The sequence below is a fragment of the Pseudomonas sp. MIACH genome, assembly GCF_001269925.1.
GTDB lineage: Bacteria > Pseudomonadota > Gammaproteobacteria > Pseudomonadales > Pseudomonadaceae > Aquipseudomonas.
This window is the reverse complement of sequence record NZ_LHVO01000045.1, coordinates 143413-160499: the sequence shown is the minus strand read 5'-3', so window position 1 is coordinate 160499 and position 17087 is coordinate 143413. Positions and strand designations below refer to the sequence as shown.

Below are 17087 nucleotides of genomic sequence, written 5' to 3'. Positions count from 1 at the left end.
ATTCTTTGATTTCTCGCGGAGTAACTTGTGATGCTGATAATCTTGTTGACTATCAGTCTGACTCCACAAGCACCCACACGAATTGCTTGATTCAGTTGTTAAAGAGCGGTTGGTTAAGATCTTTCGTCTCAACCGAGGCGCGCATTCTACAGCAGCCTCATTTGCTGTCAAGTGATTATTTTCAGAAGCTTTCGAAGATTTCTTCAACAACTTCAACCACTTGCGCTTCCGATCTCTCGTTAGCGGGAGGCAAATTCTACAGCGTTACACGCTGCTGTCAACACCTCTTTTTCTCCGCTTTCGACCGAGAAGATCGAATCGTTAATAGTGCCAAATAACACGACGCTATCAACTCCTTCTGGACTTCGATGAACTGAAGCAAACCGCTGCCTAATCTTGTATAACTCTTTGTTTAACAAGGAGTTTTACGTTTCGACTGCGCCGGAAGTGGGGCGAATTATAGACTACCAGAATCTGCCGTCAACCTTCTTTTTCACATTTCTGTCATATAAGTCAAAAAAGCCCTGAAACGCAAAAGCCGGCCCCAAGGGGCCGGCTTTCTGCTTGCTGAGCCTTACAGGCTAGGGAAAGCGAATTGCGATGCTTCATGGCTGGCCCGTTGCGGCCAACGCTGGGTGATCGCCTTGCGACGGGTGTAGAAACGCACCCCATCCGGCCCATAGGCATGCAAGTCGCCAAACAGCGAGCGCTTCCAGCCACCGAAGCTGTGATACGCCACCGGCACCGGCAATGGCACGTTCACGCCCACCATGCCCACTTCAATCTCATCACAGAACAACCGCGCCGCCTCACCGTCACGGGTGAAGATGCACGTACCGTTACCGTACTCATGATCGTTGATCAGTTGCATCGCCGCTTCCAGGCTGCTCACCCGGACCACGCACAATACCGGCCCAAAGATCTCTTCCTTATAGATGCGCATCTCAGGCGTCACACGATCAAACAAACTGCCGCCCAGGAAGAAACCTTCTTCATTCCCCGCAATGCTCAGTCCACGACCATCAACCACCAACTCAGCTCCCGAAGACACACCGTCCTCTATATAGCCGCTGACCTTATCCCGCGCCTGGCCCGTCACCAGTGGCCCCATATCCAGTCCACATGTCGTGCCCGCACCGATCTTCAGCGCCTTGATCTGCGGCACCAGCTTGGCAATCAACGCATCCGCCACCTGGTCACCCACACAGACAGCCACCGAGATCGCCATGCAGCGCTCCCCGCAGGAACCATAGGCCGCGCCCATCAGAGCACTGACCGCGTTATCCAGGTCTGCATCCGGCATCAGCACCGCATGGTTCTTCGCCCCACCCAGCGCCTGCACGCGCTTACCGCGCTTGGTCGCCTCGGAATAGATGTACTCGGCAATCGGCGTCGACCCCACAAAACTCAGCGCCTTGACTTCCGGCGCTTCGATCAACGCATCCACCGCGCCCTTGTCACCGTGCACAACACTCAGCACACCTTTAGGAAGACCGGCTTCCTGCAACAGTTGCGCGATCAACAACGTCGAACTCGGATCACGCTCCGAAGGCTTGAGAATGAAACAGTTACCGCAAACAATCGCCAGCGGATACATCCACAGCGGCACCATCGCCGGGAAGTTGAACGGGGTAATACCGGCCACCACGCCCAATGGCTGGAAGTCCGACCAGGCATCAATGTTCGGCCCAACGTTACGGCTGTACTCGCCCTTGAGAATTTCCGGCGCCGAGCACGCGTACTCCACGTTCTCGATCCCACGCTTCAATTCACCCGCAGCATCTTCCAGCGTCTTGCCATGCTCCTCGCTGATCAGCTGCGAAATACGTGCTTCGTTCTGCTCCAGCAACTGCTTGAAACGAAACATCACCTGGGCACGCTTGGCAGCTGGCGTGTTACGCCAAGCCGGAAACGCAGCCTTGGCCGAGTCGATCGCCTGTTGAATGGTTTCACGGCTCGCCAATGGCACCTGGTGAATCACCTGGCCAGTGGACGGGTTATACACGTCGGCACTGCGACCGCTGTCGTTGACCAACTCGCCGTTAATCAAATGCTGGATAAGGCTCATGCAGGGCTCCTGAAAAGTTGTTCTATATAGAAGGAGAAATCAGTCGATCTTGTTCAGCACTTCGCCAACCGCATCGAACAGGCGATCCAGGTCCTGCGGCTTGCTGTTGAAGGTTGGCCCGAACTGCAGGGTGTCACCACCAAAGCGCACATAGAAGCCCGCTTTCCACAGAGCCATGCCGGCCTCGAATGGACGCACGATCGCATCGCCGTCACGCGGAGCAATCTGGATCGCACCGGCCAGGCCGTAGTTGCGAATGTCGATCACGTTCTTGCTGCCCTTCAGGCCGTGCAGCGCATTCTCAAAGTGCGGAGCGACTTCGGCTACGCTCTGCACCAGGTTTTCCTTCTGCAACAGATCCAATGCCGCCAGGCCAGCGGCGCAAGCGACCGGGTGCGCCGAGTAGGTGTAGCCGTGGGGGAACTCCACTGCATACTCCGGCGTGGCCTGGTTCATGAACGTCTGATAGATCTCGCTGCTGGCAATCACCGCGCCCATCGGGATCGCACCGTTGGTGACTTGCTTGGCGATGCACATCAGGTCCGGGGTCACGCCGAAGCTGTCAGCGCCAAACATCGAGCCGGTACGACCGAAGCCGGTGATCACTTCGTCGAACACCAGCAGAATGTTGTGCTGGTCGCAGATCTCACGCAGGCGCTTGAGGTAACCCTGCGGCGGCACCAGCACGCCAGCGGAGCCGGCCATCGGTTCGACAAATACCGCAGCGATGTTGGAAGCATCGTGCAGTTCGATCAGCTTGAGCAGCTCATCAGCCAAAGCGATACCGCCCTGCTCCGGCATACCCCGCGAGAACGCATTGCTCGCCAGCAGGGTATGCGGAAGATGATCAACATCCATCATCGCCTGACCAAACATCTTACGGTTGCCGTTGACGCCACCCAGGCTGGTACCGGCGATGTTCACACCGTGATAACCACGGGCGCGGCCGATCATCTTGGTCTTGGTAGCCTGGCCCTTCAGGCGCCAGTAGGCACGCACCATTTTCACCGCAGTATCGGCGCACTCGGAGCCGGAGTCGGTGAAGAACACATGGTTCAGGTTGCCTGGGGTCAGATCGGTAATTTTTTCCGCCAGTTGGAAGGACAGTGGATGGCCGTACTGGAAGCCAGGGGAGTAGTCCAGCGTACCCAGTTGCTTGGCGACCGCCTCCTGGATTTCCTTGCGCGTATGCCCGGCGCCACAGGTCCACAGGCCCGACAGCGAGTCATACACCTTGCGCCCCTTGTCATCGGTCAACCAGCTGCCTTCGGCGGCCACGATCAGGCGCGGGTCACGCTGAAAGTTACGATTGGCGGTGTAAGGCATCCAGTGCGCGTCCAACTTCAGTTGGCTGGCCAGGGACGATGGGGCGTTTTCGGGCATGTTCATCAGCAAAACCTCGCAGGGCAAAAGGCAGCGTCGGGATTGAAAAGCGTTGTTGCAGCTAAATTGCCACGGGGATAAAGTCGGTGAAATCCAACTCTTCTAACCTTCAGTCAGGCCTTGACTAAACTATGAGCAGCCGTCGACCCGATCCCCTGGCCCAAGTCAGCGACTTCGATATTCGCCTGCTGCGCATCTTTCGCAGCGTCGTAGAGTGCGGCGGCTTCTCGGCCGCAGAAACCGTACTCGGCATCGGCCGCTCCGCCATCAGCCAGCAAATGAGCGACCTTGAGCAGCGGCTCGGATTAAGACTGTGCCAGCGCGGCCGTGCCGGTTTCTCGCTGACCGAAGAAGGTCGCGAGGTCTACCAATCGGCCCTGCAACTATTAAGTGCCCTGGAAAGTTTCCGCACCGAGGTCAACGGCCTGCACCAGCACTTGCGTGGCGAGTTGATCATCGGCCTCACCGACAACCTGGTCACCCTGCCCCACATGCGCATCACCCACGCCCTGGCCCAACTGAAGGAACGCGGCCCGGACGTACAGATCCAGATCCGCATGATCGCGCCCAACGAAGTGGAACAGGGCGTACTCGACGGCCGCCTGCATGTCGGTGTGGTGCCTCAGGCCAGCGCCCTGTCCGGCCTGGAATACCAGCCGCTGTACAGCGAACGCTCGCTGCTCTATTGCGCGGTCGGCCACCCACTGTTTTACGCCGACGACAAGCAGTTGGATGACGAACGTATCGACAGCCAGGACGCCATCGCCCCCACCTTCCGCCTGCCCGCCGATATCCAGGCCCATTACCAGGCACTCAACTGCACAGCCAGCGCCTCGGACCGCGAAGGCATGGCATTCCTGATCCTCACCGGCCGCTATATCGGCTACCTACCCGACCATTACGCCAGCCTCTGGGTGCAACAAGGCCGACTGCGTGCGCTGAAACCGGCTACGCGTTTTTACGATTTAAGCCTCGCATCGGTCACGCGCAAAGGCCGTCGCCCTCATTTGGTGCTGGAAAGCTTTCTCGACAGCCTGGCGACAACGCGCTAACTCGGGCCTTACGCCAAAAGCTGAGCAGATGGACAGCTTTTTGCAAGAACCCCAGGACCTTGAACCGTCCGCCTTGAGTTAACCCGCCATGCCACCAGAATCCTCCAGCCCCAGCGACCTGATCTACGGCCTCAACGACCGCCCCAAACCCGCCCCTGCCTTGCTGGCCGCCCTGCAACACGTTTTGGCCGCCTTTGTCGGCATCATCACACCCCCGCTGATCATCGGCTCCACGCTGGGCTTGACTGCCCATTTGCCCTACCTGATCAGCATGGCGTTGATGGTGTCCGGCGTCGGCACATTCATTCAGGCGCGTAGGCCATTTGGGATCGGCGCCGGGATGATCTGCCTGCAAGGCACCAGCTTTGCGTTTCTCGGCGCGGTGCTCTCGGCCGGATTTCTGGTCAAGCAACGCGGCGGTAGCCCGGAAGACATCATGGCGATGATCTTCGGCGTGTGCTTTTTCGGCGCCGTGGTGCAGATCGTGCTGAGCCGTTTCATCGGCCAACTACGCCGGGTTATCACCCCACTAGTGACCGGGATTGTGATTACCTTGATCGGTATCAGCCTGATCAAAGTGGGTATCACTGACCTTGGCGGCGGTTTTAACGCCCCCGACTTCGGTGCGCCTACCAATCTGGCGCTGGGCCTGTTCGTGGTACTGACGATCATCTTGCTCAACCGCTCCAACACGCCTTGGGTGCGCCTCTCGGCAATCATCATCGGCCTGGCGCTCGGTAGCCTCGCGGCCTGGTTCAGCGGCAAGCTGGTCCCCCAGGCCCTGGGCGACTTGCCTTTGGTCAGCCTGCCGATACCCTTTCGATTCGGCTTCAACTTCGACTGGAGCGCTTTCCTGCCGATCGCGCTGATTTATCTGATCAGCAGCATCGAAACCGTCGGCGACCTAACCGCCAACTGCATGATCGCGCGCCAGCCCATCAGCGGCCCTTCTTATATAAGTCGACTCAAAGGCGGCGTCCTCGGCGATGGCGTCAGTTGCATGATCGCCGCCACGTTCAGCGCCTTTCCCAACACCACCTTTGCCCAGAACAACGGTGTGATCCAACTGACCGGCGTGGCCAGCCGTTACGTCGGCCTGTACATCGGCGTGGTGCTGTTCTGCCTGGGCTTGTTCCCGCTGATAGGTGCCGTGCTGCAACAAATCCCCAAGCCCGTGTTGGGCGGCGCAACCCTGGTGATGTTCGGCAGCGTGGCCGCTGCCGGCGTGCGCATCCTCGCCCAGGCACCACTGGACCGCCGCAGCATGTTGATCATCGCCACCTCGTTCGGCGTCGGCCTGGGCATCGCCGCCCAACCGAACCTGCTGCACCTGATGCCCACCCTGGTGCAAAACCTGTTCGACTCGGCCATCACCAGCGGCGGCCTGACCGCGATCGTGTTGTGTCTGTTACTGCCGGAATCCAAGACGAGCGCCACGGCCGCAAACCAAGCGCCGGAAAGCGACACCCTGGAACCGCTTTGACGGTTTTATTGCATCGGGACTTGTCTGAGGCTTGAGGGTGGGTTATCTGTGCACACGTCGTCTCTATCGATCAGCACGGAAACCTCCATGAGCCTCGAAGTTCCTGCCCACAGCAACCACGCCGGTAAGCCCGCCAGCCGCATTCGGCAAAAGAACGAACAAGCGATTCTCCAGGCTGCTGAAGATGAGTTCGCGCGCCATGGCTACAAGGGCACCAGCATGAACACCATCGCTGCCAGCGCCGGGCTGCCCAAGGCCAACTTGCACTACTACTTCACTAACAAGCTGGGCCTGTATATCGCGGTGCTCAGCAATATCCTCGAACTGTGGGACAGCACCTTCAACACGCTGACCGCCGAGGACGACCCGGCCGTAGCCCTCTCCCGCTACATCCGCACCAAGATGGAGTTTTCGCGGCGCCAGCCCCAGGCCTCGCGGATTTTCGCCATGGAAATCATCAGCGGCGGCGAATGCCTGACCGAATACTTCAGCCAGGACTATCGCGCCTGGTTCAGCGGCCGGGCAGCCGTGTTCCAGGCCTGGATCGACGCTGGCAAGATGGACCCCATCGACCCCGTGCACCTGATCTTCCTGTTGTGGGGCAGCACTCAGCACTATGCCGACTTCGCCACCCAGATCTGCCGCGTCACCGGTCGCACCAAGCTGACCAAGCAAGATATGGAAGACGCCGGCACCAACCTGATCCATATCATTCTCAAGGGCTGCGGCATCAAGCCGGTCCTCTAGAAGAAGCCATTTATGTCTTTCACGCTCACCGGCCTTTGCGAGTTCCGCGAAGAAATTCGCAAAAGCCGCTTCATTACCCTGGCCGCACCGATCACCAGCCCGCAAGAAGCCCAGGCATTTTTCGAGCAGCACAGCGACCTCAACGCCACGCACAACTGCTGGGCCTGGAAGCTGGCCGATCAATACCGCAGCAGCGACGACGGCGAACCCGGCGGCACCGCAGGGCGCCCGATCCTGGCCGCCATCGAGGCCCAAGGTTTTGATCAGGTCGCGGTGCTGGTGATTCGTTGGTATGGCGGCATACAACTTGGTACCGGCGGCCTGGCCCGCGCATACGGTGGCGGTGCGAACAAGTGCCTGCAAAATGCCGAACGCATCGAACTGATCAGCCGCGTGCCGCTGAGCTGCGCCTGCGGATTCTCCGAGTTGAACCTGGTCAAACTGCGCGTCGCCGAACTGGGCGGGCTGGTGGTGGAAGAAACCTTCACCGCCAATGGCGTGGAATTACAACTGGCGCTGGGCGAAGTCCACATCGACACCCTGCAAACCCAACTGGCCGACCTGAGCCGTGGGCGCATCCTGCTGCAACGCTGAAACTGCTAATGTTGTCCGCTGAACACCCTGAACCGCGACTCTTAAAGGAAGCCTTCATGTCTACGCCAAAAACCGCACTGATCATCGGCGCCTCACGCGGGCTGGGCCTTGGCCTGGTCAAGCAATTGCTCCAGGACGGCTGGGACGTGACCGCCACCGTGCGCGATCCGAGCAAGGCCGATGCCCTGAAAGCCGTGGGCCCGGTACAGATCGAGAAACTCGACATGGACGATCAGCAAGCCGTGATCGCCTTGGCCCAACGCCTCAAGGAGCGCACCTTCGACCTGCTGTTCGTCAACGCCGGCGTCAAGGGCCCCGCCAATCAAGAACCTGGCCATGCCACCCTGGCGGAAGTCGGCCAGCTGTTCTTCACCAACGCCGTGGCGCCGATCAACCTGGCCCAACGGTTTGTCGGGCAGATCCGCAAGGACACTGGCGTACTGGCGTTCATGAGTTCGGTGCTGGGCAGCGTGACCATCCCCGACGGCTCGGACCTGGCGCTGTACAAAGCCAGCAAGGCCGCACTCAACTCCATGACCAACAGCTTCAATACCCAACTCGGCGATCACAAACTCACCGTGCTGTCGCTGCACCCTGGCTGGGTGAAGACCGACATGGGCGGCGAAAACGCGCACATTGATGTCGACACCAGCGTGCGCGGCCTGGTGAACCAAGTGAACGCCTACACCGGCAAGGGCGGCCATCACTTCGTGGACTACAAGGGCGACACCATCGCCTGGTAAACCCCGCTGATCGAGATGTGGGAGCAAGTCCCCTCCCACATTGATCACGTTCATTTTCCTACAGGTAGACCCGATCTCGAACTACACGTAATCTACCCACCTCGCCCTTCCCGGCGACCCTGGATCAGCAGACAGGGCATCACTGAGCTGGCAAACCTGAACCCATTATTCAGAGGAGCCGGCCAATGCCTGCGACCCGTATCTGGTTAAAAACCCCCCTCGCGATTTTTACTGCCAACGGCCTAGACGCCCGTGGCGGCCTGGTGCTGCAAGACGGTGTGATCACCGAAGTGCTGGCCCAAGGCCAAGAACCCGCACAGCCCTGCGCCCAAGTGTTCGATGCGCGTGAACATGTGGTCCTGCCCGGACTGATCAACACCCACCATCACTTCTACCAGACTCTGACCCGCGCCTGGGCGCCGGTAGTCAATCAGCCGTTGTTTCCCTGGTTGAAAACCCTTTACCCGGTATGGGCGCGACTGACGCCGGAAAAACTCGCCCTGGCCACCAAGGTCGCACTGGCTGAGTTACTGCTCTCGGGCTGCACCACCGCCGCAGACCACCACTACCTGTTCCCCGACGGCCTGGAACAGGCCATCGATGTACAGGTAGAAAGCGTGCGCGAATTAGGCATGCGCGCCATGCTCACCCGCGGCTCCATGAGCCTGGGCGAAGCCGACGGCGGCCTGCCACCACAACAGACCGTGCAGCAAGGACAGGTCATCCTCGATGACAGCCAGCGCCTGATCCGCGAATACCACCAGCGCGGCGACGGCGCGCACATCCAGATTGCCCTGGCACCCTGCTCGCCGTTTTCCGTCACCCCGCAAATCATGCAAGCCAGCGCCGAACTGGCCAACAGCCTGGATGTGCGCCTGCACACCCACCTGGCCGAAACCCTCGACGAAGAAGATTTCTGCCTGCAGCGCTTCGGCCTGCGCACGGTGGATTACCTGGACAGCGTCGGCTGGCTCGGCCCGCGCACCTGGCTGGCCCATGGTATTCACTTCAACCCGGATGAAATTGCGCGCCTGGGCGCCGCTGGTACGGGCATCTGCCATTGCCCAAGCTCCAACATGCGGCTGGCCTCCGGCATCTGCCCGACCTTGGACTTGATCGCTGCCGGCGCGCCCATCGGCCTGGGCGTTGACGGATCCGCCTCCAACGACGCGTCCAATATGATCCTCGAAACCCGCCAGGCCCTGTACATCCAGCGCCTGCGTTACGGCGCCGAAAAAATCACCCCAGAAGGCGTGCTGGGTTGGGCCACCAAAGGATCAGCGCAGTTACTGGGACGTACGGACATTGGTGAGTTGGCCGTAGGTAAACAGGCCGACCTGGCACTGTTCAAGCTCGACGAGCTGCGCTTCTCCGGCAGCCATGATCCGATTTCCGCACTGCTGCTGTGCGGCGCGGATCGGGCGGACCGGGTGATGATCGGCGGCAAATGGCGGGTCATCGACGGGCAGGTGGAAGGCCTGGACCTGAAAGGCTTGATCGCCGATCACAGCCAAGCGGCGCGGCAGTTGATCGCCGGAACCTGAGCCAAACACAATAAAAAAGGTGGGCGGGGCAGTGCGACGATTCGACTTGCCCCCTCCCACCTTTGGCTCTATGGCGTTCTTGAAGCCTGTTTACAGGCCCAACAACGACAACATGATAAAGGTCGCAAACAAGACAAAATGGGTCATCCCTTCGATGGCGTTGGTTTCGCCATCGTTGAGGTTGATCGCGCTGACGATCAGCGTGATCAACACCATCACCGTTTGCACCGGCGTCATCGCCATCTGGAACGGCTGGCCGGTGTAGAGCGCCATGGCTTCCATCACCGGCACCGTCAAAATCACGGTCGACAACGACGCACCCAGTGCAATGTTCACCACCGACTGCATGCGGTTGGCCAATGCAGCGCGCAAGGCCGTCAAAATCTCCGGCGCCGCCGAAATCGCCGCCACCACGATCGCCGTGATCACCGGCGGTGCGCCCGTGCCTTCCAGGCCCAGGTCGAGGGTCTTGGACATCACCTCGGCCAACGCACCGATCACAATCACGCCAAACACCAGGGTACCGATGGAAAACGCCAGGTTCACCGGCGGCGACTGCTCTTCCTCCGGCAGTTTCTTGCGGCGCTTTTCCGGGTAGCTATAGCTGAAGAAATAACTGTGCGGCCCCACCTGCATGCGCAGGAACAAGGTGTAGAGCACCACCATCGCGCCAATGGTGAAGGCCGAGTAAATTTTCCAGTCGGCTTCGGGGATAAATTCCGGCACCACCATCGACACGCCCATGGCGGTGAGGATCATCACGCTGTAGGTCCGCGCCGAATCGTCGTTGTAGGACTGTTCGCCATGCTTGATGCCGCCCATCAGCGCAGCCAGGCCGAGGATGCCGTTGATATCGAGCATCACCGCTGAGTAGATGGTGTCGCGCACCAAGGTGGGTGATGGCTCGTTGCTCATCATGATCGCCAGGATCACCACCTCCACCAGCACGGCGGCGAGGGTCAGGATCATGGTGCCGTAGGGGTCGCCGACCTTTTCCGCGAGTTGCTCGGCGTGGTGGGCCACGCGCATCGACGCCACCACAATAAAACCGATCAACACCACGCCGGCCAACAGTGCCACCATTTGCCCGCTGTGCAGCATCCAGTGCTCCAACGGGTAGGCGGCGATGGCGGCAATCAGTGCCAGCAGCATGAATTTTTCTTGCTTGAGGGATGTGAGCATTCCGGGCCTTTTAGTACGGCAAATCAGTCATTGATGGGGTACAGACTGCGCCAAGCCGCTAACGTTTCGTTACACCTTAGTTCACGCGGTCCTTGCGCGAATAAATCAAATACTCTCCTGCTGGTCAGGTTTTGCCGATTATTTCAGCCATGCCCTGTAGAATGCCGCCATTGCACCTGATGAGAATTTAGAAAATGTACGATTGGCTCAACGCCCTGCCCAAGGCTGAATTGCACCTGCACCTGGAAGGCTCGCTGGAGCCGGAGTTGCTGTTCGCCCTGGCCGAGCGCAACAAGATTGCGCTGCCGTGGAACGACGTCGAAACCCTGCGCAAGGCCTATGCCTTCAACAACCTGCAAGAGTTTCTCGACCTGTATTACAAGGGCGCCGACGTGCTGCGCACCTCCCAGGATTTCTACGACCTGACCTGGGCCTACCTGCTGCGCTGCAAAGCCCAGAACGTGATCCACACCGAACCCTTCTTCGACCCGCAAACCCACACCGACCGTGGCGTACCGTTCGAAGTGGTGCTCAACGGCATCGCCGCTGCGCTTAAAGATGGCGAACAGCAACTGGGCATCACCAGCGGTTTGATCCTCAGTTTCCTGCGCCACCTGAGCGAAGCCGAAGCCGAGAAAACCCTCGACCAGGCACTGCCGTTCCGTGACGCGTTCGTGGCCGTGGGCCTGGACAGTTCAGAGATGGGTCACCCGCCGAGCAAGTTCCAGCGTGTGTTCGACCGTGCCCGTCACGAAGGCTTCCTCACCGTCGCCCACGCCGGCGAAGAAGGCCCGCCCGAGTACATCTGGGAAGCCATCGACCTGCTGAAAATCCAGCGTATCGACCATGGCGTACGCGCCATCGAAGACGAGCGCCTGATGCAGCGCATCATCGATGAGCAGATCCCGCTGACCGTCTGCCCACTGTCCAACACCAAACTTTGCGTGTTCGACGACATGGCCCAGCACAACATCCTCGACATGCTTGAGCGTGGTGTAAAAGTGACGGTGAATTCGGATGACCCGGCGTACTTCGGCGGTTATGTCACCGAAAACTTCCACGCGCTGTACACCTCGCTGGGCATGACCCAGGACCAGGCCAAACGCCTGGCGCAAAACAGTCTGGATGCGCGGTTGGTAAAGCCCTAACGGCCTCGTAAGTCATCATCGCCAGGTCCATGGAGGCGCCGAAAAAACCAGGGCGATGATGATAAAGAGCATGCGGCGCTAGGGCTGCTCGGGCATGGCCAAGCGGGCGATTTCTGCCAGGCCACTGTCGTTGAGCTGCACAGCCCGGGACTCATTGACCAGGCTGAGCCAGTTCGATTGCAGGAACAGCTGCAACAGTCCAGCGCCCAACGCGCCCCCCAGGTGCGGTTGCCGCTGGCTCCAATCGAAGCAGTCGCACACCAGTGGTGCCGCCAGCGCCTGGGTAAAAATGCCCAGGCTTGCCAAGTGCTGCGCGCCCTTGGCCGTGACCTTGATGCGTTGCTCATAACGCTCGATCCACCCCGCCGCCAACATCCGCTCATACAGCCCCGCCGCCAGTTCGCCACCGAGGTGACCCTGGCACAGTCGAGCATGGCGCAACAGTGGCGGCGCCACCAAAACCAGCGGTGAAGCATGCGGCGCACTGCGGGTTGCACTGGCCAGGGTGGTATTGGCCAAGGCATCGATGGCGACGCTGACATCGGCAGCCGCCACGCGAAACAGCCGCTTGCCACGCCGGCCCTCAATACGCAGCAAGCCACTCCCCGTCAGCCGTGCCAGATGCGCATTGGCCGAAGCAGGTGATAACCCGGCAAGCGTCGCCAGTTCCTCCGAGGACTTGGCCGAGCCGTCCATCAGCGACCAGAGCATGGCGGTGCGTTTGGGCTCGGCGAGCAAGCTGGCGATCTGACTGATGCATGGTGCTTCTTCCATCGATTCACTCCCTGTCTAATTATTTTTCTGATGCAGTGGGCGCCAAAGTATAGGTGCGCAAACCAGCAGTTCCGCGGCGTCTGACAGAACGAATAAGGACAGGATCTGAGTGAAATTTCCCAGTGTGATGGAGGCTATTACGTCGAGCCCAATCGCTCCGGCAATTGCGCGGTCAATCTCGCACAGCGAGACACAAGCATTTCCCGCAGTAGGTTGATGGGTTTGCTCAACTGGGCACGGTGGGCACAGAGCAAATTGAGCGGCGTGCGCTCGCCACGTAACTCCGGCAAGATCAGGCGCAAGCGTCCGGCCAACACATCGGTGCTCACATCCAGCCAGGATTTGTAGGCAATCCCCACCCCCGCCACCGCCCAGCGGCGCACCACATCGGCATCGTCGCTGAAGCGATCACCACTGACCGTCAGGCTGACGTCGCGCTTGCCATCGTAAAAGGTCCAGTGGTCATGCACACGGCTGCCAAGCATATAAAGCAAGCAATTGTGCTGGGCCAGTTGCTCCAGGTGCCGGGGCTCGCCGTGGCGCTCAAGGTAACTGGGGGCCGCGCACAACACGCGAACGTTGTGCGGCGCGACGGGCAACGCGATCAGGCTGGAATCTTCGGGCTCGCCATAGCGCAGGGCGATATCCACCGGCTGGCGGAACAGGTCGGCAATCCGATCGCCCAACAGCAGGCGCACGGTGAGCTGCGGGTACTCACGCTGAAACTCGTCCAGCCACGGCAATAACTGATTGCGGCCGAAATCCGAGGGGGCCGAGAGCTGCAACACACCGCTGACATGGTCCTGGCCACTGGCCAATAAGCGTCGCCCTTCATCCAGGGAGCTCAGCGCGGCGCGGGCATATTCCAGGAAGCCTTCACCTTCGGCGGTCAGGCGCAGGCTGCGGGTGGAGCGCGCCAGCAGGCGCGCGCCCAATTGCTGCTCGATGCGCTTGAGCGCCGCGCTGGCCACGGCGGGCGACAGGTCCATCACCCGCGCCGCCGCCGACAAACTGCCCAGGTCCGCTGCGCGTACAAACAACTGCAAATCATCAAAACGCAGCATTCACCCACCCATTATCAAAATATTATTGAAACAGAGTGCTGTTTTAGCGGCTTTTATCTTCAAGGGAAATGGCCAATCATCTGCCCATCCCGTTATCACGTGTCTGGAGTTGAATATGTCCACAGCCTTTAACGTCATCGCCACGCTGATTGCCAAACCCGGCCAACAGGCCACCCTGGAATCCCTGCTGCGCGGCCTGCTGGAACCCACCCGCCTTGAAGCCGGTTGCGAGCAATACGACCTGCACCAGGACCTGCAGCACCCCGAGACCTTCTACATGCTCGAACGCTGGAGCGACGACGCGGCGCTGGCCAACCATGACCAGAGTGCACACATCCAGAGTTTTCGCGCCAAAGCCGCTGATGTAATCGAACACTTCGAACTCAAGCGCCTGCAGTTTCTCGCCTGATCACCGCCTTTTTCCGGAGCCCCCATGAAAGCCATTGCCTACTACGCGTCACTGCCGATCAACGATGAAAAATCCCTGCAAGACATCCAGCTGCCGGAGCCCGTCGCCGGCCCCCGCGACTTGCTGGTGGAAGTCAAAGCCATCTCAGTCAACCCGGTGGACACCAAGGTGCGCCAGAACGTCGCCCCGGAAAACGGCGCAGCCAAAGTGCTGGGCTGGGACGTGGCCGGTGTGGTCAAGGCCGTCGGCAGCGAAGTGAGCCTGTTCAAGGTCGGCGACAAGGTGTTCTACGCCGGCTCCCTGACACGTCCGGGCGGCAACAGCGAGTTGCACACCGTGGACGAGCGCATCGTCGGCCATATGCCCAAGAGCCTGGGTTTTGCCGAAGCCGCCGCGCTGCCGCTGACCGCCATCACCGCCTGGGAGCTGTTGTTCGAACGCCTGCAAGTGCGTGAAGGCAAAGAGGCGCAAGGCCAGAGCCTGCTCATTGTCGGCGCCGCCGGTGGCGTGGGTTCGATCCTGACCCAACTGGCCAGCCAGCTCACCGCATTGACGGTGATCGGTACCGCCTCGCGCCCGGAAACCCAGGAATGGACCAAAGCACTCGGCGCCGACCTGGTCATCGACCACAGCCAACCGCTGAGCGAAGCGCTGAAACAAGCCGGCCACCCACAAGTGACCCACGTTGCCAGCCTGACCCAGACCGAGCATCACCTGGACCAACTGGTCGAAGCGCTGCAACCCCAAGGCAAGCTGGCGCTGATCGACGACCCCAAGGCACTGGACGTGAGCAAACTCAAGCGCAAGAGCCTGTCACTGCACTGGGAGTTCATGTACACGCGCTCGATGTTCGAGACGCCGGACATGATCGAGCAGCACAACCTGCTCAATCGTGTGGCCGAGCTGATCGACGCCGGCACCTTGAAAACCACGGTGGGCGAGCACTTCGGTGTGATCAATGCGGCCAACCTGCGCCGTGCCCATGCCCTGCTGGAAAGCGGCAAGGCCAAGGGCAAGATCGTGCTGGAAGGGTTCTGAAGATAACCGCTGTCAGCGTCGTCCATTATTCGTGTGAGTGATGGACGACGCCGCTAGTCAGAGAGTTGATCTTTGTCATATTTGTAAGCGCCCTCGGGGTCTATATTGGCCGCCTTTGCCACGATTCTTTTACGTGAGGAAGTCAGCAATGAAGATCCTGATAAAAGCGTTAGCAAAATCCCAGTGGGAAGTCCGTCTGGACCAAAAGGCCATTACTTTCCACACAGAAGCCGAGGCCCGCGCCTTTGCCAATACCCTGCAGGCCCGTATCCAGGCCCCCCACCGCTTTCCGATCAGCCAGCAACAGTCCGCTGCTGGCTGATCCGCATTTCAACCCTGCGCCCGCGCGGCCCTCGCCCGTTGCAGGCGCTGGGTCGACATCGCAATCGTCACCGCCAACACCCCGCACAAGCTGATGACCATCGCCATCGGCATCGCCGTGCCGTCGTGCAGCACACCCACCAACGAAGCCGCCCCTGCCGCCACACCAAACTGAATGCAACCGAGCAAGGCCGACGCGCTGCCGGCCCGGGCGCCCTGCCCGCTCATGGCGCAGGCCGAGGTGTTGGGCAGAATGCAGCCCAGGCTGGCGATGCAGATGAACAGCGGTACCAGCAACGGCCACAGCGCCTCGGTGCGCAAGGCCGCGATGCCCAGCAGTGACAGCGCCGCCAGCAGATAGACCCACACCGTGCGCGACAGCAGGAACGCGGGGCCACGCTTGGCCAGCAGCCGCGCGTTAACCTGCGCAACCAGGATGAAGCCGGCGGCGTTGGAGCCGAACAGCCAGCCGTAATGCTCGGCGGGCACGCCATAGAGTTTGATAAATACGAACGGGGAGCCGGCGATGTAGGCAAACATCCCGGCAATCGAAATGCCCCCGGTCAGGGCGTAACCGAGGTAGACCCGGTCTGACAGCAGCGCGCCGTAGCGGCGCAGCGACCCGGACAAGGGCTGGCGCGGCTGATGGGCCGGAAAGGTCTCCGGCAAACCGACCGCCACGGCGATCGCCGCCATCACGCTGAAGATCGACAGCGCGAGGAAAATCGACTGCCAACCCCACAGCCCGACCATCACCCCACCCGCCAACGGCGCCAGGATCGGCGCCAGGCCGGTCACCAGCATCAGTTGCGAATAGACCTTGGCCGAGCCCACCGCATCACATTTGTCACTGACCACTGCGCGGGAAATCACCATGCCCGCGCAACCGCCGAGGGCCTGCACGAAGCGTGCGCCAATCAGCCATTCCAGGGACGGGGCGTACGCGCAGGCAAAGGATGCCAGGGTAAACAGGATGACGCCGCTGAGCAGCGGGCCGCGCCGGCCAAAGCGGTCCGCCAGCGGACCGTAGATCAACTGGCCGATGGCCAAGCCAGCGAAATACACCGCCAGGGTCAGCTGGATATGTTTTTCGTCGGTACCGAAGGCTGTCGCCATCGCCGGAAAGCCCGGCAGATAGAAGTCGATCGCCAGCGGCGCGAAGGCGCTCAAGGCCCCCAGGATCAGGATTATGCGAAGGTTCATCAGGCACCCAAGTGTGTCGGCAGCCCGACAGTTTAGCCGCGCTTGGGTGCATTGAATACGATAGCTCGCTAACTATTTGAATGGGTCAGGCCAGCTTGGCGGTGTAGCCCTCTTCGGTGATCAGGCTGATCACTTCATCGGCAGACAGACGGCTTTCGACGCCCACCTCTTTCGCCGCCAGGTCGACCTTCACGCTGGCCGCCGGATCCTGGCTCTGCACCGCCTGGGTGACCGCCCGGACGCAGTGGCCGCAGGTCATTCCTTCAACGCTGAATATTTGCATGACATGACTCCTTTGATGAGGTTGAAGCCAGTCTCGACCTTGCCACGATGG

General features: G+C 60.4%; 17 protein-coding genes. 10 read left to right on the top strand and 7 right to left on the bottom strand.

All coding sequences use genetic code 11. The features are described 5' to 3' along the window. Nucleotides 1-574: 574 nt before the first annotated feature. Nucleotides 575-2068 (bottom strand): CoA-acylating methylmalonate-semialdehyde dehydrogenase, encoded by a 1494-nt coding sequence (locus tag AD670_RS17155; protein ID WP_053134768.1) that lies wholly within the window; start codon nucleotides 2066-2068, stop codon nucleotides 575-577. A 39-nt stretch (nucleotides 2069-2107) separates the two neighbouring features. Next, complete coding sequence (locus tag AD670_RS17150; RefSeq protein WP_027607942.1) at nucleotides 2108-3457, bottom strand: aspartate aminotransferase family protein; 1350 nt, start codon at nucleotides 3455-3457, stop codon at nucleotides 2108-2110. Nucleotides 3458-3582: 125 nt separating this feature from the next. On the opposite strand from AD670_RS17150, the gene AD670_RS17145 reads away from it, so the two are divergent. The 6 genes from AD670_RS17145 (at nucleotide 3583) to AD670_RS17120 (ending at nucleotide 9614) form a co-directional block, all read left to right on the top strand. Beyond that, nucleotides 3583-4503, top strand: a complete 921-nt coding sequence (locus tag AD670_RS17145) for a LysR family transcriptional regulator (protein ID WP_053134765.1) — start codon at nucleotides 3583-3585, stop codon at nucleotides 4501-4503. 88 nt (nucleotides 4504-4591) lie between these two features. After that, nucleotides 4592-5986 carry a uracil-xanthine permease family protein gene (locus tag AD670_RS17140; RefSeq protein WP_053134762.1) on the top strand — a complete coding sequence of 465 codons (1395 nt, stop codon included), beginning with the start codon at nucleotides 4592-4594 and terminating at the stop codon, nucleotides 5984-5986. 87 nt (nucleotides 5987-6073) lie between these two features. Then, nucleotides 6074-6733, top strand: a complete 660-nt coding sequence (locus AD670_RS17135) for a TetR/AcrR family transcriptional regulator (RefSeq protein ID WP_053134759.1) — start codon at nucleotides 6074-6076, stop codon at nucleotides 6731-6733. Nucleotides 6734-6745: 12 nt separating this feature from the next. Then, nucleotides 6746-7327 (top strand): YigZ family protein, encoded by a 582-nt coding sequence (locus tag AD670_RS17130; RefSeq protein ID WP_053134755.1) that lies wholly within the window; start codon nucleotides 6746-6748, stop codon nucleotides 7325-7327. Between the two features lie 56 nt (nucleotides 7328-7383). Further along, nucleotides 7384-8070: an SDR family oxidoreductase gene (locus AD670_RS17125; protein ID WP_053134752.1), complete on the top strand. Its 687-nt coding sequence runs from the start codon at nucleotides 7384-7386 to the stop codon at nucleotides 8068-8070. A gap of 185 nt (nucleotides 8071-8255) precedes the next feature. Continuing rightward, nucleotides 8256-9614: an 8-oxoguanine deaminase gene (locus AD670_RS17120; protein WP_053134749.1), complete on the top strand. Its 1359-nt coding sequence runs from the start codon at nucleotides 8256-8258 to the stop codon at nucleotides 9612-9614. A 90-nt stretch (nucleotides 9615-9704) separates the two neighbouring features. Here the strand turns inward: AD670_RS17120 and AD670_RS17115 are convergent, their stop codons facing one another. Further along, nucleotides 9705-10796 (bottom strand): calcium:proton antiporter, encoded by a 1092-nt coding sequence (locus AD670_RS17115; protein WP_053134746.1) that lies wholly within the window; start codon nucleotides 10794-10796, stop codon nucleotides 9705-9707. Nucleotides 10797-10990: 194 nt separating this feature from the next. On the opposite strand from AD670_RS17115, the gene AD670_RS17110 reads away from it, so the two are divergent. Next, entirely contained in the window at nucleotides 10991-11944 is a 954-nt protein-coding gene (locus tag AD670_RS17110) for an adenosine deaminase (RefSeq protein ID WP_043051475.1), read from the top strand. A gap of 78 nt (nucleotides 11945-12022) precedes the next feature. On the opposite strand, the gene AD670_RS17105 is transcribed toward AD670_RS17110, so the two are convergent. Together AD670_RS17105 and AD670_RS17100 are read right to left on the bottom strand one after the other, a co-directional pair. Continuing rightward, nucleotides 12023-12718, bottom strand: a complete 696-nt coding sequence (locus AD670_RS17105; RefSeq protein WP_053134743.1) for a helix-turn-helix transcriptional regulator — start codon at nucleotides 12716-12718, stop codon at nucleotides 12023-12025. A gap of 137 nt (nucleotides 12719-12855) precedes the next feature. Beyond that, nucleotides 12856-13782 (bottom strand): LysR family transcriptional regulator, encoded by a 927-nt coding sequence (locus AD670_RS17100; RefSeq protein WP_053134738.1) that lies wholly within the window; start codon nucleotides 13780-13782, stop codon nucleotides 12856-12858. Nucleotides 13783-13897: 115 nt separating this feature from the next. Here AD670_RS17100 and AD670_RS17095 point away from each other — a divergent pair, with 115 nt between their 5' ends. The 3 genes from AD670_RS17095 to AD670_RS31670 all read left to right on the top strand — a co-directional run bounded on the left by AD670_RS17095 (nucleotide 13898) and on the right by AD670_RS31670 (nucleotide 15551). Then, entirely contained in the window at nucleotides 13898-14191 is a 294-nt protein-coding gene (locus AD670_RS17095; RefSeq protein ID WP_053134734.1) for a putative quinol monooxygenase, read from the top strand. Between the two features lie 24 nt (nucleotides 14192-14215). Next, the gene (locus tag AD670_RS17090) at nucleotides 14216-15229 is read left to right on the top strand and encodes a zinc-binding alcohol dehydrogenase family protein (protein ID WP_053134730.1); all 1014 of its coding nucleotides are present in this window, start codon (nucleotides 14216-14218) and stop codon (nucleotides 15227-15229) included. 148 nt (nucleotides 15230-15377) lie between these two features. Then, complete coding sequence (locus tag AD670_RS31670; protein ID WP_172681490.1) at nucleotides 15378-15551, top strand: hypothetical protein; 174 nt, start codon at nucleotides 15378-15380, stop codon at nucleotides 15549-15551. Between the two features lie 8 nt (nucleotides 15552-15559). Here the strand turns inward: AD670_RS31670 and AD670_RS17085 are convergent, their stop codons facing one another. After that, the gene (locus tag AD670_RS17085; protein ID WP_053134727.1) at nucleotides 15560-16753 is read right to left on the bottom strand and encodes a Bcr/CflA family multidrug efflux MFS transporter; all 1194 of its coding nucleotides are present in this window, start codon (nucleotides 16751-16753) and stop codon (nucleotides 15560-15562) included. Nucleotides 16754-16838: 85 nt separating this feature from the next. Beyond that, nucleotides 16839-17036: a heavy-metal-associated domain-containing protein gene (locus tag AD670_RS17080; protein WP_053134724.1), complete on the bottom strand. Its 198-nt coding sequence runs from the start codon at nucleotides 17034-17036 to the stop codon at nucleotides 16839-16841. Nucleotides 17037-17087 lie beyond the last annotated feature (51 nt).

Excerpts from the sequence above, each read along its gene's own strand:
- AD670_RS17095 (WP_053134734.1), top strand. The coding sequence starts at position 13,898 with ATGTCCACAGCCTTTAACGTCATCGCCACGCTGATTGCCAAACCCGGC.
- AD670_RS17135 (WP_053134759.1), top strand. The coding sequence starts at position 6,074 with ATGAGCCTCGAAGTTCCTGCCCACAGCAACCACGCCGGTAAGCCCGCC.
- AD670_RS31670 (WP_172681490.1), top strand. The coding sequence starts at position 15,378 with ATGAAGATCCTGATAAAAGCGTTAGCAAAATCCCAGTGGGAAGTCCGT.
- AD670_RS17080 (WP_053134724.1), bottom strand. The coding sequence starts at position 17,036 with ATGCAAATATTCAGCGTTGAAGGAATGACCTGCGGCCACTGCGTCCGG.
- AD670_RS17105 (WP_053134743.1), bottom strand. The coding sequence starts at position 12,718 with ATGGAAGAAGCACCATGCATCAGTCAGATCGCCAGCTTGCTCGCCGAG.
- AD670_RS17100 (WP_053134738.1), bottom strand. The coding sequence starts at position 13,782 with ATGCTGCGTTTTGATGATTTGCAGTTGTTTGTACGCGCAGCGGACCTG.
- AD670_RS17085 (WP_053134727.1), bottom strand. The coding sequence starts at position 16,753 with ATGAACCTTCGCATAATCCTGATCCTGGGGGCCTTGAGCGCCTTCGCG.
- AD670_RS17090 (WP_053134730.1), top strand. The coding sequence starts at position 14,216 with ATGAAAGCCATTGCCTACTACGCGTCACTGCCGATCAACGATGAAAAA.
- AD670_RS17150 (WP_027607942.1), bottom strand. The coding sequence starts at position 3,457 with ATGAACATGCCCGAAAACGCCCCATCGTCCCTGGCCAGCCAACTGAAG.
- AD670_RS17125 (WP_053134752.1), top strand. The coding sequence starts at position 7,384 with ATGTCTACGCCAAAAACCGCACTGATCATCGGCGCCTCACGCGGGCTG.
- AD670_RS17155 (WP_053134768.1), bottom strand. The coding sequence starts at position 2,068 with ATGAGCCTTATCCAGCATTTGATTAACGGCGAGTTGGTCAACGACAGC.
- AD670_RS17145 (WP_053134765.1), top strand. The coding sequence starts at position 3,583 with ATGAGCAGCCGTCGACCCGATCCCCTGGCCCAAGTCAGCGACTTCGAT.
- AD670_RS17115 (WP_053134746.1), bottom strand. The coding sequence starts at position 10,796 with ATGCTCACATCCCTCAAGCAAGAAAAATTCATGCTGCTGGCACTGATT.
- AD670_RS17120 (WP_053134749.1), top strand. The coding sequence starts at position 8,256 with ATGCCTGCGACCCGTATCTGGTTAAAAACCCCCCTCGCGATTTTTACT.
- AD670_RS17130 (WP_053134755.1), top strand. The coding sequence starts at position 6,746 with ATGTCTTTCACGCTCACCGGCCTTTGCGAGTTCCGCGAAGAAATTCGC.
- AD670_RS17110 (WP_043051475.1), top strand. The coding sequence starts at position 10,991 with ATGTACGATTGGCTCAACGCCCTGCCCAAGGCTGAATTGCACCTGCAC.
- AD670_RS17140 (WP_053134762.1), top strand. The coding sequence starts at position 4,592 with ATGCCACCAGAATCCTCCAGCCCCAGCGACCTGATCTACGGCCTCAAC.